Raw genomic sequence first — 15,636 nt, 5'->3', positions numbered from 1 at the left:
ACACCGCATGAAAAAGACGTTTCTGATGACCGCACTGGCGGCAGTATTCTCGATTGGCCTGGCTCATGCCGGCGAAAAGCTGGTGGTCGGCGCGACGCCGGTGCCCCATGCGGAAATCCTTGAACTGATCAAACCAACCCTGGCCAAGGAAGGCGTGGACCTGCAAATCAAGGTCTTCACTGACTACGTACAGCCGAACGTTCAATTGAGCGAAAAGCGTCTGGACGCCAACTACTTTCAGACCAAGCCATACCTGGATGGCTTCAACAAAGGCAAGGGTACTAATCTGGTAACTGGTGTTGGTGTCCACGTCGAGCCGTTTGGCGGCTATTCCAGAAAGTACAAGAACCTTGCCGATCTGCCTAAAGGCGCAACCATCGCCATCCCAAATGAAGGCAGCAACGCTGGCCGTGCGCTTTTGCTGTTGCAGAAGGGTGGTCTGATCACTCTGAAAGACCCGACCAACGCACTGTCTACCCCGAAAGACATCGCGAGCAACCCGAAGAACTTCAAGTTCCGCGAGCTAGAATCGGCGGTACTGCCGCGCGCACTGGATCAGGTTGATCTTGCGCTGATCAATACCAACTACGCGCTGGAAGCCAAACTCAATCCGAAGAAAGACGCGCTGATCATTGAAGGGGCCGATTCGCCGTATGTGAACTTCCTCGTCACTCGCGAAGATAACGCCCACACCGACGCCATCGAAAAGCTGTCGAAAGCGCTGACCAGCCAGCAAGTCAAAGACTTCATCAACAAGAAGTATGAAGGCGCGGTATTGCCTGCGTTCTGACCCACTGATTATCGTTCCCGCACTGAGGAACGATAATCTCAACTATCGTGCGACGCTCAGCGTCGCATGCCGTTCTGGACGCTCCGCGTCCGATCTTTTACACACGGAGCGTCACCCACGGCATTCCTACGCTGGAGCGTGAGGAACGATGAGTGCCTGGCTCAAGATCAGCGCTGGCGCATCGCCCCAATCGCCCCACAGTTCCCCGCCATAAACTCCCCCGAAAACGCTTTCTCGACAAAACGTGTCGAGTCCGGCAGAGAGCCGTTCACAGCCCCCGAATGATCCAGTTGCGAATAGTAATGCCATTCAACGCGGTCACCAGCGGCGCACGCATCCTTGACCAGCGCGATCTGGCTGCGGACCGGTGAAACGACATCCTTGCCGCCTGTACCTATAAAAATCGGGATGTCCGACGTCAACGTCGGGTAGGACGACTCGCGGTTCACCTGATCAAGCGCAGCCTCCGGCGAGCGCCTGAAACTGTTGTTGAACGTCAGCCCATCTGCAACAACCTCACGCTCAATGGCATGCAGGCAATCACGCTGACTGACTCCAAACGCAGGCTGTGCACGGTCGCTCAGATAATCAGTGGGCACGAACGACGGGTTGATCAGCCCGGCAGTGCTCAGCCGCAGCAGGTTGTAAGCCAAGGATGGCGTGACCTGATCGCGTGAAGTGTCCCGCCCGATAACCCCCGCATACCCTGAAGCCATCGGATACGGCGTCCCGGTCGCAACTACACCGACAATATTCAACTCAGGTGCGTAGGCCTTCTTGTAGGCCGCCGTCGCAAACGCAGCACGACCGCCCTGCGACTGACCAAACACAACAACCCTCGAAGACAGATTGAAATCCGCCCTCTGAACCGCACGAATGCTGTCCAGAACGCCGTAAGCCAACGGGCTGCTCAGCCCGAACGGATGCAGCCCCGGCGTCCCCAGACCCTCATAGTCAGTGGCCACAATCGCGTAACCGCGCCCGAGCCATTCATTCAGATAGCGCGTATCGCGACCACTGCGCCCGGTAAAAGAAGGCGCGCAGACATCTGCACTACCAACCGTGCCATGCGCCCACGCCATCAACGGCCATCCACCGTTCGGCGGCGTGCCCTTGGGAGTGAACAGTGCGCCGGAGACTACGACTGGCTGGTTGTTGAGCCCATCGGTGGAGGTATACAAAATACGGACATTCTGGCCAGCATTATCAAGGCTCTGAATGGGCGTCAGTGGCTCGGCGCGCAGCATTCGTCCGGGCGTTGACGGCACTTTATCTGTCCATGCGTAAAACGCGGGAACACCGCCTTCGCCTGGCTGGGTAGCGGCGACAGTTTTCGCGCTAGTGCCTGGTGCTCCGCTACAGCCTGTGAGCAAAGCTATCAGCAAGGCGACCAGAGCGGTAGAGGATCCTGGCGACGAGTACATGAATATTTCTCCGCACGTTCACAGGAGAGGGTGTATCAGTGCCTTCGATAGTAAGCCGATTGAAGTACCAGCGTCACTGAGTGCAGCAGGTCCAGTGCATGAATCGAGCGATGTGAGCAAGCCTGCTATTCTATTCGTACTTTTGAACTAAGACCCTCATATGGATGGATCCTGTCATTCGTCGGTGACAAAACACCGGATCCAATACCTTGATTTTTCTTGACAGGAAGTGGGGTTGGGTGTAGATATTTCGCCCGCTGCAATCCGTTTATTAGGCTGTTAAAAATGGATGCGACACGACTAATAATAAAATGGATTTTAAATGATGCCCTATTGTCTCGATCGCCATCCTCTATTCGCTACAGCGCTTCAAAGTCCATAATATCATTGTTGGTATTTGCAGGTCGCGCCGGTAGCGCGAAACAATGTGTTGTACATTGACCTCTAAAATGGACAGGGAGTTACTATGAGAGTAGTGGACAGTTCCGTTCTGAAAAAGTGGTACGACAGCGAGTACAGTGCGTGCAGTAGTGGTACTTTGTTTGGCGAGTTAAGGGAGGAGTTAAAACGGTTTTTATCAAACTTGCCTGATGGTCCTGGTGATGTGCTGGAGCTTGGCTGCGGAGACGGTCGCAACCTCGCGGCTTTGGCGCTTAAAGGCTACAGCCTTAGCGGCGTGGACATGGTTGACAGCACGGTACATAGCCGCCAGCTCAACCCATGGCTAAAGGACATGAATTTTCAGCAAGCGAATATCCTGAACTACACTCCAGCACCTGAAGGTTACGACGTACTGGTGTGTTCTGAAGTGCTCCACTTTTTCACTAAAGATGAGCTTCAACAGGTCATGCCGAAAATAATCGGTGCAGTGAAACCCGGCGGGTATATCGTTCTGGACTTGTTGTCCGACTTGACTCGTTTCTTTCAAGCCACGGGAGAGCCGTTTATCTGGGATAAAGAAGCCGGGCTCTCCATTCAGGACAGCGAAGGCTTTTTTGATCGATGGCTTAGTGGCTTCGATATTGTTGATTTCAGTCACTTTTTTGATAATCAAAGTTGGCCACTTACCGACTCCGTAAGCCTGCCAATAGAACCTTATACTTGGCAAGGTACTTATGTGTCGGTGTGTGCTAAAAAACGTAAGTGATGCCAGGGATGTTTCGCTTAAAAGGAAGTTAAACGATGCAGTTATTTCATCAGGTTATCGCAGATAACGCCAGTCGATATCCGACCAAGCCGGCCATTATTCTAGACGGGCAAGCGACTTCTTATCGGGAATTGCAACAGCGGGTAGATGACATCGCGTCGTTGCTTGCAACGCTCGGTATCCTCCCTGGCGACCGTGTAGGTCTCTATGCGCCTATCTCCATTGACCTGATCGCAAGCTATCTGGGTATGCTGCAAGCCGGAGTGATCACCGCTGCGACTCATCACACCCTCAGCCGTACCAAGCTGATTCATCAACTCAAGCATTCCGGTGCCCGTGTGTTGATCACCGACTGCACTGATGATTTGCCTGACTTGATCAATGAGGCCGGTCTCGAGCTTGTTTTGCTCACCGTCCCGATTCCAACAGCAATACCTGGGGTTATTCAACTTGCCGAGGCTGTCTCGGGGTACCGCAATGAAGTGAGCGCCGTAGCCTCATTATTGACCGATGACCCTGAACGCCCCACATCGATATTTTATACCTCGGGATCGACCTTCAATCCGAAAGGCGTACTCGTCAATCACCGCATCATGTTGGCGGCCAGCAGTCGGGTCACGGCTTACCTGGGTAACGAAGCCGATGACCGAATCCTCAGCTACTCAACACTGGCTTCGGACTACGGCGTCTATAACGTAATGATGCCGTTGTACGCAGGGGCTACCAGTGTCATTGAGAGCCGGCCTGCAGGTAGTGCAGAAGAAATACTCGCGGTCGTCGAACGCGAGGCGGTGACCGCAATGCATGTCTTTCCTCCGGTATTTTTCCTGCTGGCCAATGCCGGACCCGAGTGGCAGGCACGGGTACCTGCCTTGCGTTATATCTCCAGCAGCGGACAGGCCCTTCATAGCCGTCACATTCAGCGCATTCGCCAGGCGCTGCCTCAGGTGCAGATTTTCTCCAACTACGGACTCACTGAATGCAAGCGCGTGAGCTACCTGCCCCCTGAGGAAATTGATCGACGGCCAACGTCTGTAGGCAAACCTCTGCCCGGTGTCAGTCTGTACTTGCTGGACGAGCATGACCGGGTGATCGACCAGCCTGGGCAGGTTGGCGAGCTGCTGGTGACAAGCGACTACCTGATGCTTGAGTACTGGGACATGCCTGAAGCGAACGCCAGAGCCTTTGTTCACAATGCTTTCGGTCACTCGCGGCTGTACCGCACGGGCGATCTGTTCAAGCAGGACGCAGAGGGCTATCTCTACTATGTTGCCCGCAAGAACGACGTATTTGCGCGCAATATCTGGAACGTGAACCCGCGGGAGATCGAGCAGTGTCTGGCTTCGCACCCGGCGGTTGCCGAGGTGCTGGTGGTGCCGGTCGCTGACGAGTCGGCCGGGCATGTGCCCAAGGCTTGCATCGTGCTTGATAGCGACCACCGTCAGACCAGCGGACAAACGCTGATCGACTATTGCAAGGCGCATCTGGATTGGCACATGGTCCCGACTCAGTGCGTGTTTCTTGAGGCTCTGCCAAAAACCGATTCGGGCAAGTTTTCCGCCAAAGGACTAATCTGATAGAAGGAGCTATGCCATGAAGACGTCACTCCAGCCAAATGTCGACACGCCCCTCGACCGTGACCTGCAACAGAGTGCGATGCTGAAACTTTCAGGACACTTCCACAGTTTGGCAACAGGTGCCACTCAAGTGCCCTTGCAGTCCCTGGACAGTCATCTACGGTGCGAAATCCAGGACCCGCAGGTCCTTGATTACCACGATCGACTCATCTCGGGTGCCGGGCCATTATTTTCCCACTTTCTGGCCAGCGTGCCCTACATCCTCGAGGAACTGGCCAGAGTCGGCGTTGCGCTGACCCGTTTTGCTCAGCTAAATAGCAGGGAAACAGGTCAAACCTTCAGCCTGTTCGAAGTGGACGCCTTTGACGGAAGTAACGGCCGCGCACTCGCGGGTCATTCGCATGGCTTGATTCAAAGCTTTACGTCCTCTCCGAACGCAGCCAATCAGATTACCTTCAATCGGCATGCCGACCCGGCGTTGTCGTTGTTCTTTGCGCAGTCGGTGTTCAAGGTAACAGGCGCTCTGTTGGCTACCCCCGAATACGATCGCTTCAGGGGGGGATTCGACTTCATCTATGAGATGGCCGCATTCCAGTTCTATACCCGTGACCGCGTTGGCCAGATTTCCCACATCAAGCAATTTCTGAAGCCGGGCGGCCTGGTATTTTTTCTGGAGAAGCTCGATCACCCCGATCCGGAAGAATACCTTTTGCGGGAGCGGATCAAGGATGAGCTGTTCAAGACCCGCTACTTCAGTGAAGAAGAGATACGCTGGAAGCGCCAGCAGATGCTCGAACACATGCAAAACGGTCAAGTCACGCTGGAAGTGCTGGTGAGCGCTCTTTGCGCTCGCTTCAAATGTGTGCACCTTCTATGGAGCAGCAGCAACTTCTGTGAGTTCGTTGCCTCGGACGACCCGCAACAGTTAGAACAGTTTCTGGATCTACTGGGCCCGACAGTCCAGCCAGCGGATTTTTGCTTTGAACGTTCGCGTCTTGGCGCCATAGCTCCTTCGCAAAAAGGTGTTGTGGAGTTTGGCGATGCTTGAGCCTGCCGAGCAAGCGTTCCAGCGCAACGTAGTGTCCTTAATGTGTCAGCGGGCGGCCGCGTATCTGCCTTTGTGGCGAGAGCGGGCTGCTGTGGCCGAAAAAAATCGCCGGCTGAGCAGTAGCACATTCGACGAACTGTTTACCGAAGGCTGGCTGGATCTGGTGTCGCCACGCGCGCCTGTCACACGTACGGGTCACTGGCCCACTCTGGTAGAAAGCGCACGGATTGCGGCTCGGGCGTGTGCCTCTACAGGCTGGATGCTGGCGTTGGTGGGTGGTCACGGCTCAATCGCCCGGCGACTGCCCCCCTCCTGCGTAGACCAGCTTTACAGGCATGGTCCACGACAGTTGTTCGCTTCAGCATCTACCAGTACCGATAGCCTGCTGTCCTTTGAGCCAGAAGGTGTTCGGGTTGACGGGCGCTGGCGCTTCAGTTCGGGCATTGAGGATGCTACCTGGTTAATGCTCAACGCCCCCTGCGCTGACCACCCCGAAGCCGCTTGCACCCCGCGCTTTCTGGTGCTGGTCGCCGCCAACGAAGTGGAGAGGCTTCACAGTTGGGACAGCTGCGGCATGGCGGCAACCGGTTCTCACGACGTGCTGCTCCGGCGGTTGTTGGTGCCGCATGACCGCGTCTTCGCGCTGCATGACGTGTTTGCGCAGGACCCGCTTGCATTGGCGTGCGACTACATCGACAGGTTGCCCCTCGTGCCCTATCTGACCACCTCGATCATTGGCCCGCTACTGGGCTGTGCAGAGGGTGCTCTTGCCGCGTTTGTAGCTGCCTTCAGTTCATCGGCGGTAAGTGATCCCCGGATCGCCGAACAGGCTGCTCATTCGGCCGCACAGCTCTACAGCGTCGAACTGTTGTATGACTCGTTGATCTCCCGGCTGCACGAGGCGGGTCTCAGTGACCGGGTTCTGGACGCAGCGCAATTGTTGCAGCTCACGCGCGACCGCGCCTATCTGGCGCAACAATGCGTGCAGGCCGTGCACCGGTTAGTGGAAAGGCTCGGTGCGTCTTCCTTGGTCGCCAGTAACCCGCTTCAGCGCCACTGGCGTGATATCCAGGCGATGGCCGCGCACCGAGACGTGGCGTGGAACGAAACGATGCAGGCCTGTGGCGACGCGATTCTGCGGCCTGCCACTGACAACGCTCAAAAGAATTGAGTTTCCCCCCGTCGGCCACCTCAGAGAGGTTTAACATGTTTGTTCGCAACAAAACCGATGTCGAGAACACCCCTTATTTCGTCGAATGGGGCGCCGGAACCAGTCACCGTCTGCTCACTGAACGTGATGCTATGGGCTTTACGCTGTGCCACACCATTGTCCGCGCGGGCACAGAGTCGCTCTTGCATTACCGCAATCATCTTGAGGCGTGCTATTGCATTGGAGGCGAAGGCGAAGTCGAGGACATGCAAGGCAACGTATTTCCGATCCGGCCTGGAGATGTGTATGTGCTTGACCAGCATGATCGGCACTTTCTGCGCGGAGGCAAGGAGCAGGACCTGATACTGGTCAGCGTCTTCAATCCGCCTTTGCGTGGGGACGAGCGACATAACCTCAATGACGGTACGGGATCCGCCTACTGATGTTTCTTCTGGCCGCTATGCCACACCGCTTACTGACAGGAGTTCTCCATGCGTAAGGATTACCTCGCTTTTTTTATCTCGCTTTTTCTATCGAGACTGGCGGATCAGATCCTGTTGTTTATCGTGCCGCTGGTGGTGTTCCAGACCACCAACAGCGCCTCATGGGCCGGGCTGGCTTTCTTTGTCGAATCTTTACCGAGATTTCTCGCGTTTCCGTTGTGCGGTGCCCTGTGCGACAAGTACTCGCCTATCAGAATTCTGCACATCAGTCAGGTCTACCGGGCATTGCTCAGCGTGCTGGCGATGGGGCTCTACGCAATCTTTGGTGGCATTGGATGGCTTGTGGTGCTTTCGGCATTGTGCGGGGTGTTGACCACGCAAGGCATCATGGCTCGCGAAGTGCTCATGCCCCATATCTTTCAGCACTACAGCTACACCAAAACGTTGTCCTATTCTCAGATCGCCGACCAAACGGGGCTGGTGCTCGGGCCTCTGGTGGCGGCTCTGATGCTGGAGGTATGGGCCTGGCACTGGGTGGTGCTCTGGGTCGCCGGATTATTCCTGCTGGCAGACCTGAGCATGTTGGCGTGGCAACGTCTTAGCCGTATTACGCTTGCGGTGTTCGAGCAGCATCAGGACATCTGGCTGCAACCTTTGCGGATTGCTGTTGGGCACATCCGTGGCCTGGCGGAATTGAAAAAGATCATCACGCTGGCGGTAGGGGTCAACCTGATCGTCGGTGTGACGTTGGCGACCTCGGCAGCCATGATGATCGGCGAGTACAGCGCAGGCAAAGACAACTATGCAGGACTGCAGGCGGCGGGTGCGGTGACCACTATCGTGATCCTGTTCTTTCTGGCCCGTGTCGTGCTGCCTCTGCGGGTTCTGGGCGGGGTCGGGTATTCAATGATTGCGATCGGGGCATTTATCAGCGCCCTGAGCCCTAACCTGATCGGCTATGCGGTGGGGTTTCTGTTGATCGTCGGTTTCGACAAGATGTTCAACGTCTACATGCGCACTATCCGGCAGCGGGTGATACCGGCCCAGGACTTCGGCAAGACAGTGGGCGTGATCACGTTGCTGAACAACCTGTCCCAGCCTTTGGCAGGTTTGCTGGTGGCTTTGCTGGCCGCACCCTTGGGCACCCAAAAGGTAATCCTGATACTGGCCGTGCTGACCTCCATTCTCGGAGCAGGCGCAGTGTGGTGGTTTGCAAAGGCCCACGCGCCATTCCCGCCCTTGATGCTTGAGGCTGATCGGGATGCCGGAAAATGAAAAATGGGGCTGACTCCGTTTCGCCGAATCAGGCGAGAGCCGGGGCTGAATCCTTAGAAAAAGCACCGTGTTTGTCCATTACGCAATCCGGGTCAAGACCTCCGTGAGCGCTGATCCGTTGGGGGATTCAAACATCAGGAAATCCCCAGTCCTGAAGTGGCGAGAGCTGAGACAGGAATGTTAAGTGCTCGATGGTTTTTACTTTTTGTAAATTTTCTAATTCCATCGGTCCGCCGAGTGCCAAAGCAGGAACGAAACCGTACATTTCATCACTTTTTAGTGGGCCGAGTTTTTCTCGTGCAGGCTCAAAAGGCCGTCGATGTCGTTGTGATTAGGGCTCATTGAAAAGAAAAATGCGTTAACTCCTGCATCTAGCTTTTCTCCTGTAAATCTGGAGATGCGAGAGGAATACCGCGTTCGATAAGATTATATTGTCAGACAATAGCCTTGCTCTTGACCCCATACATAAAGAATGCCGAATGCGCTGCGGGCAATCACATAATAGTTGTCGTTTTTAGGAAGGTTAGTTTCGCTAAGCCAATGGCTAAGTATAGTTTCGTATTCTTGCGGGTTAACGGTCCAGAATATTCCGTCCGCATAACCGCACCATCCGTACTCTTTCCAATATTCAAGCAGCTGGGCGGGTAGTTTTTTCTCGTATCGATCAATGCTTGATTGCGGGACTTCTTGGCGGTCAGTTGTCGGGTTAAAGTCCTTAAGGAATGATGCATAGTGCTCGTCCATTACACAGTCCCTGCTAGCAGGGTCACGAAGAAAGCCAATTTTTGATGCAAGAGTTTAGGCATCAGGGAACCCCCAATCCTGAAGTGGAGAAAGCTGGGAGAGAAATGTTAAGTGCTCGATAGTTTTCACTTTTTTTAAATTTTTTAACTCCATCGGTCCGCCGAGGGCAAGAGCAGGAACGAAGCCGTACATTTCATCCGCTTTAAGTGAGCCGAGAGTTTCAAGGGCGGGCGGGAATAGTTCTTCAAAGCCATTGGTCTTTGGGCTTTTTGTAGAGAAAAATGCTCTTATTCCCAAGTCGAGTGCGTCGCCTTTAAACTTAGATTCCCGCTCTATATAACGTGCCATAGAACTGGTGATATTTAAGCTGAATCCGTTTTTCTCACCCCATACGTAAAGTTTTCCAAACGCACTTCGAGCTATAACGTGGTAATTGTCTTGATTGCAGAATTTGGTGTCTGAAAGCCATTGATCAAGTATTTCTTCATAATCTTGAGGGTTTACTGTCCAGAAAAGTCCCTCCGCATACCCGCTCCAGCCGTGATCAGCCCAGTAATCAAGTAACTGATCAGGGAGCCTGTGTTTGTACTTGGCAATGCTTGATGCGGGTACTTCACGGCGTTCCATCGCCGGGCCGAACTTTTTGAGAAAAAAAGCATAGTGCTCGTCCATCATGCAGTCCAAGCTAGCATTATTACAAAGAAAGCCAATTTCTGGTTCCCGAATTCAAACATCAGGAAATCCCCAGTCCTGAAGTGGAGAGAGCTGAGATAGGAATGTTAAGTGTTCGATGGTTTTTACTTTTTGCAGATTTTTTAATTCCATTGGACCACCGAGTGCCAACGCAGGAACGAAGCCGTACATTTCGTCACTTTTGAGTGGGCCGAGTTTTTCGAGAGCCGGTCTGAATAGATCGTCTAAATCGCTTTCGTCAGGTTTTTTTGACGAGAAAAAAACTTTTATGCCGAAGTCAAGCTTTTCTCCTGTAAATTTAGAGGTTCGTGGAGTGTATCGGGCTAAGTAGCTGTTAATGGTCAGGCAACTACCTTGTCTTTCACCCCACACATAAAGCTTGCCAAAAGCGCTACGGGCTATAACATGATAGTTGTCCTGTTCAAATATATCTGTGCCCACAAGCCATTGTTCAAGTAATTCTTCATAGTCTTGAGGGTTGACCGTCCAGAATATTCCTTGAGCATATCCGCTCCAGCCATGATCTTTCCAGTATTCAAGTAGCTGATTAGGTAGTTTGTTTTTGTACCGATCAATACTTGATGTGGGAACCTCTTGGCGGCTAAATTCTGTGCCGAATTTTTCTAGAAAAAAAGCGAAATCCTCATCCATTTTTAACCCCTTTCTTATCACATCTTTCAAGTTTCGCGTTAATCTTCGTGCCATCACGAATTGACTCAGGAATATCGTTGGCAGCGCTGTCCAATCCGCCTATACGGTTCGACCACTGAGGGCCTATGCTTGAATTGATCCGTTTGTCACCAAAGCCCCCGATAATGTCTTTTCCTCCGGCAAATAAGTCAGGATTATGCAAGGCTGCTAATGTAGACATTTTTTGTGCGGCCAGTAGCTCTGCTTGACTCTCTGCTTCCGATGCACTTATATTTTTTGACCTTAGTTCATCTATGAAGTCTTGTTTTAACTTTTGTCTAAATTCATTGCGTGCATCCCTCGCCACCTTAGGATCCCTTACAACATCGCCATCCGTAAAAGCCTTCCGCCCTTTCAGGTACTCATCCACCGTCAGGTCATTCAGCCCATTTTGCTGAGCTTCTAGCTGGTCATCAAACTCTTTAGCAAGGTTGCGGTGCTTTTCACTTAATCTAAAGCATGGCACCTCATGCTCCGCCATACCCAACGGTTTCTTCGGCTCAGGCTCGTCCGCACGTCGATTGGGTGGTGGAGGCGTGGGCGGTGACTCCGGTTTGTCCAGCGCCCCTCTACGAGGGCCGGCGTTTTGCAGGTCGGGGTGTCTTTTCAGGGCTTCTTCGTGCTGGAGCATCCATTGGCCCAGCTTCGCACCTTTTGAGCTGGCCTGCATTTCGCTGGCAAGCACGTTTGCATTGCCTCGGCCGCGCGTCAGGTAGGCGACGATGGCGCCCAGTAGCAGTATCACCACTTCTTCGTGGCCTTGGGCGATGTGATAGGCGGCGCGGTCAACAACCTGGGGATCATCGCCGCCGAAGGGGTTGAGGCCAGGCTCGCCACGGGTGCCTTCCCAGGCGACTTTGATGCCACGCACGTAATGGTCGAAAATCTGCGGAAGGCCGTCGACGAAAAATTCGGCAATGGAGGCCAGGCCGAGAATCGCTAAAATCCAGGTGCTGACTTCCAGGCCGATTGCGGCACCTGCTGCGCCAGAAGGAAGCGCGCCGATCCCAAAGAAACCGAAGCCGATCCCTGCACCTATCGCGCCTCCGACGAGCGTGCTGCCGGCGACGATCATGGCCATTTGGCTAACCACGTCTATCAGGTCGTTGATGATGCTGGCGATGTCGATGTCTGCGAAACGCCGCCCAAGCCGGCGGGCTGCTTGCCATTCGGCACGGATGAATGCGGTTCTGATATTGCTGATGCGTCGAAGGTTGAGCTGTAAGGTCGAAACCGGTTCATCGTTGAGGCTGCGCTGGAAGCTGGCTCCAGGCTGGTATCCCATGCTTCGGCTAAAGCGTCGCTATATCAAGCCACGACGGCACAATGCTCCATAGCGGCACTCGGCGTCTCCCTGACTGCTCCGGCTGGTGGGGGCACGATAGAGAAGGCCGATAATGAAGTCAAAGCGACCTGAGGTTTTCTGATGGGTCCTACACATTGAGTCGCAAAGTCCTGCATGCAGTGCAGCTCTCTAAACTTGCAGAGAGCTGCACAGTTGGGAATTTTCAGTTTTAAAACGCCAACGTCACCCGCGCATTCAGCGTCTGATCAGACGCATCGCTGCTCACTTGTCCGTTGTAGCTCAGCCCTACGCTCAGCGTGTCGCTCAACCCCAGATCAACACCTGCGCCGAGTACCGCTGCGCTGCGTGCGATCGGTGCGCCGGAGAGTTCGAAGGTGCTGCCGCCGCTGAATGCTGCACGGCTTTCCGGAGTGACGTCGCCATAAGCTCGACGCCAGCCCAGTGTGGCGTTGGGTTTGACGGCGACGCTGCCGACACTCAGACGCGTGGCTGCGCGAAGGCCGAGGGTACTGAAGGTGATGTGATTATCTTGGGACTTGTTCTCCAGGCTGATCGCGTTGCTGTTTTCATCGAACGCGTCAGTGTCCAGCCGTACGTGTGCGAGGTTGGCGAAGGGTTCGAGCTGCGCGTTACCCATGTCGATGGCGTAACCCAGTTCGCCGAAGACCTGATTGGTCGCCGCTTTGTAATCTTCCTTGAAATGCTCGGACGAGCCCGGCAGGTCCAGCGTGCGTTTGGCTGTCAGTTCATGCCAGGTGCGCACTGCACCGAGGCGCAGGCCCAGTTGGCCCCACTTGGCCCCGGCATAGACACCCAGATGGTAGTTGTCGCTGTCAGTGGAGCCCGACGCATGGCGCAGGTCGAAGCTGCTGTTGCTGAAACCGGCCATTGCGCCCAGGCGCCATGTGTCGTCGAGCGGTACGTCAGCGCCGAACAGCAAGCCGCTGGTGTGCGTGTCGAGGCCCGAGACATCGCGGGTGCTTTCAGTCTTGCCGGTAGCACCGATGGCTTGAGTCCAGACCACGCCACGTGAAGCGTCGCCGGCGAGGGTTTGTGTCGAGCTGCCGAAAGCCTGTGCGGACTGCGCTTGCTGCATGCGGTCATTCAGGGCGTTGCGCACCAGCCGACTGTCTTCGATCAGCGCAGACTGCGTCGATGCATGCAGCTCGTTGGACAGCGCCTTGAACGTAGCCTGCGCGGTCGACGCATCATCTTGCACCACCTGACGCCAGAGCGCATTGCCAGCGCCAGCGCTGTCCAGGCCTTGCGCGACGGCGCGGGCGTTGCCGGTGGTCGCCAGGCTGGAAAAGCTCTGTGCGTTGCGATCCAGCGTCAACCCGACATCGGTCGCGGTGTAGTTCAATGTAGGCGTAAGAAACGCAAAGTTGGTTTGCACTGCTGTAAACGCGCCGCTCACGCCGCCGGCTGCCGAGATGATCGAGTAACGGCTCGCGGCCAGCCAGTTGCCGCCTTCGACCAGTGACAGCGTGCTGTTATTGATGGTTGCGCGGCCACTGGCGACAATGCGGTCGGCGTTGCCGTTGGCGTCGGACTCTATCTGGTAAACCGCGCCCTGAGCGAGGTTGACGTTACCGTTCACGCTCAACTGGCCCACCGAATTGCCAGGTGCAACCACGCCGCCCTGAGCAACGTTGATGCCGCCGACCGTGCCATTGCCGCCCAGTGTGGCGCCTTGCTGCACACTGACGATGGAGTTGCCCAGGTTGCCGTTTACCGCCAGGCGACCCGCTTGCACAGTGGTTGCACCCGACAGGCTGTTGTTGCCGGTCAGGTTCAACGAACCGGCACCGCGTTTGATCAACGCACCGCTGCCCGCCAGGGTGTTGGCGAGTGTGTCGTTCGTGGACTGATCGACCACCAGCGTCGCGTTGTCGGTGATCGTCCCGCTGCCGAATGCCTGGGCATGACCGGTAAGTACGCCGCCGTTGATCACGGTGCCGCCCGTGTAAGTGTTGTTGCCGGTCAGCATCAGATTGCCGGTACCGTTCTTGATCAGCGCGCCGCTGCCGCTGATGTCGTTGCGCCAGGCGTCGATGGCGTTGTAGCCGCCAAGGCTGGCATTCATGTTAACCGTGACATTTGAGTTGAACGCCGCGTAACCGTCGCCCGCTGCGTAAAGGTTCAGGCGGCCGTAACCACCTGACTGGTCGATGACTGCATAGCCGGACGAAATCTCGGTGGTCGCCAGAATCTCGCGGCGCTGGTTGGCGTCCAGGTACGGGAAGCGGGTTTCCAGCAGGACTTCAGCGTTGGTCGGCACCACTGGCGCCAGGTTGGTCGGGCCTACCGGATCGAAGCCGTACGTCATGCGCGAGGTGTACAGCGCCTTGTCCTGTGCGTGTTGGGACGTGCGATCGGTAGCCGGGTCGATGCTCGCCATGCAGTTGTTGACGTCGCCGCCGCACTGCGTCGTGAAATAACTCAGTGCCTGCGCACGGGCGTCGGCGCGTAACTGGGCGTTAGCCGGGTTGGACAGGTTGTCGATGGCGAAATAGGTTGCGGTAATGCGCCCGCCCATCACGTCGAAGGGCGAGTGCATGCCGGCTTCGATGCGGTTGTCGCCAATTTCCGAAGCTCGCAGCATCAACTCGCTGAAACGTTCGGGAATCGCGTAGGCCAGTGCGTAGGAAGAAAGATAAGCCGCGTTGGTGTGGCCACTGGGGAAGCCCGAGTCGCTGGCTGGCGTGGTGCTTTCGGCCGGGCGCAGGGACGGCGCAACCACGAACGCCAGGTTTTGACCGTCCAGGCTCTGTCGCCAAGGGCGTGGGTACAGATAGTGGGATTTGGCCGGTGTGGTGGATGCATCGTTGCGCACAGCACCTACCAGATCGACCACTTTGCCCAGTGCCGAAGTCGAGCTGCCGGCGCCGTTGCCTTTATCGTCGTACTTGACGGTTTTGTTGCTGTCATCGAATTGAGTGATGGTTGTGAAGGCACCCGCGCCGGTCTTGTAGGCTGCACTCAATGAACCCAGACCGCTGATTGCGCTGTAGCTTTGATCGCGGCGGTCGTCAAAATAGGCGGCTGTTTCCTGCGCCAGGGTACGCGAGTTCGCGCGATCGACCACGATCTGCAGGTTGCGCCGAAGCAGACTCTGGCCCAGAGCGGTCGGCGTGCCCGTATCCCAGGTTGCACCGGTGGTCCACAAGGTATTGAACCCGGAAAGCAGGTCGACACCGTTTATACGGTTGTCACCTGAACGGCTTGCCGCCTGAACGGATACGGCGAGCAACGAAAGTATCAATGACGACACTATTACATGGGCAACCGGTTTATTGGATCGCATAGCAGGCGCTTCACTCGATTCGGATGAGGCGCCGACCCTAGC

11 protein-coding genes and 2 pseudogenes are annotated in these 15,636 nt (G+C 55.5%); 7 read left to right on the top strand and 6 right to left on the bottom strand.

The genetic code is table 11. From position 1 onward, the window contains the following. Window positions 1–7: 7 nt before the first annotated feature. Window positions 8–790: a MetQ/NlpA family ABC transporter substrate-binding protein gene (locus tag I9H09_RS22735; RefSeq protein ID WP_005888085.1), complete on the top strand. Its 783-nt coding sequence runs from the start codon at window positions 8–10 to the stop codon at window positions 788–790. Between the two features lie 167 nt (window positions 791–957). Here the strand turns inward: I9H09_RS22735 and I9H09_RS22730 are convergent, their stop codons facing one another. After that, window positions 958–2,214: a lipase family protein gene (locus I9H09_RS22730; RefSeq protein WP_122324886.1), complete on the bottom strand. Its 1,257-nt coding sequence runs from the start codon at window positions 2,212–2,214 to the stop codon at window positions 958–960. 466 nt (window positions 2,215–2,680) lie between these two features. On the opposite strand from I9H09_RS22730, the gene I9H09_RS22725 reads away from it, so the two are divergent. From I9H09_RS22725 to I9H09_RS22700, 6 genes are read left to right on the top strand one after another with little or no spacing between them, the layout of a single operon-like run. Beyond that, window positions 2,681–3,361 carry a class I SAM-dependent methyltransferase gene (locus I9H09_RS22725; protein WP_005888089.1) on the top strand — a complete coding sequence of 227 codons (681 nt, stop codon included), beginning with the start codon at window positions 2,681–2,683 and terminating at the stop codon, window positions 3,359–3,361. A 35-nt stretch (window positions 3,362–3,396) separates the two neighbouring features. Continuing rightward, a complete protein-coding gene (locus I9H09_RS22720) occupies window positions 3,397–4,938 on the top strand; it encodes a class I adenylate-forming enzyme family protein (protein ID WP_122346523.1) in 1,542 nt (513 codons plus the stop codon). A 16-nt stretch (window positions 4,939–4,954) separates the two neighbouring features. Continuing rightward, entirely contained in the window at window positions 4,955–5,986 is a 1,032-nt protein-coding gene (locus I9H09_RS22715; protein WP_122324884.1) for a class I SAM-dependent methyltransferase, read from the top strand. Further along, window positions 5,979–7,157, top strand: coding sequence for an acyl-CoA dehydrogenase family protein (locus I9H09_RS22710; protein WP_122324883.1), 1,179 nt, complete (start codon window positions 5,979–5,981; stop codon window positions 7,155–7,157). Before I9H09_RS22715 ends, I9H09_RS22710 begins: the two co-directional genes overlap by 8 nt. Before the next feature lie 35 nt (window positions 7,158–7,192). After that, window positions 7,193–7,579 (top strand): ectoine synthase, encoded by a 387-nt coding sequence (locus I9H09_RS22705; protein ID WP_003403190.1) that lies wholly within the window; start codon window positions 7,193–7,195, stop codon window positions 7,577–7,579. Between the two features lie 48 nt (window positions 7,580–7,627). After that, window positions 7,628–8,854 (top strand): MFS transporter, encoded by a 1,227-nt coding sequence (locus I9H09_RS22700; RefSeq protein WP_122346524.1) that lies wholly within the window; start codon window positions 7,628–7,630, stop codon window positions 8,852–8,854. A gap of 127 nt (window positions 8,855–8,981) precedes the next feature. Here I9H09_RS22700 and I9H09_RS22695 read toward each other — a convergent pair. From I9H09_RS22695 to I9H09_RS22675, 5 genes and pseudogenes are all read right to left on the bottom strand, one after another. Further along, window positions 8,982–9,598, bottom strand: a pseudogene (locus tag I9H09_RS22695) (GAD-like domain-containing protein). Window positions 9,599–9,652: 54 nt separating this feature from the next. Next, entirely contained in the window at window positions 9,653–10,270 is a 618-nt protein-coding gene (locus I9H09_RS22690) for a GAD-like domain-containing protein (RefSeq protein ID WP_122346543.1), read from the bottom strand. 54 nt (window positions 10,271–10,324) lie between these two features. After that, a complete protein-coding gene (locus tag I9H09_RS22685) occupies window positions 10,325–10,942 on the bottom strand; it encodes a GAD-like domain-containing protein (protein WP_005888101.1) in 618 nt (205 codons plus the stop codon). After that, window positions 10,935–12,324 (bottom strand): annotated as a pseudogene (locus I9H09_RS22680) (DUF6861 domain-containing protein). The gene I9H09_RS22685 and the pseudogene I9H09_RS22680 overlap by 8 nt, the downstream one beginning before the upstream one ends. A 171-nt stretch (window positions 12,325–12,495) precedes the next feature. Then, window positions 12,496–15,594, bottom strand: coding sequence for an autotransporter domain-containing protein (locus I9H09_RS22675; protein WP_147467997.1), 3,099 nt, complete (start codon window positions 15,592–15,594; stop codon window positions 12,496–12,498). Window positions 15,595–15,636: the final 42 nt, after the last annotated feature.

Origin of the sequence: Pseudomonas tremae, assembly GCF_023278125.1 — a bacterium.
Taxonomy (GTDB): Bacteria; Pseudomonadota; Gammaproteobacteria; order Pseudomonadales; family Pseudomonadaceae; genus Aquipseudomonas; species Aquipseudomonas tremae.
Note: the sequence above shows the minus strand (reverse complement) of the source record. Positions and strands in the feature narration are given on the sequence as shown.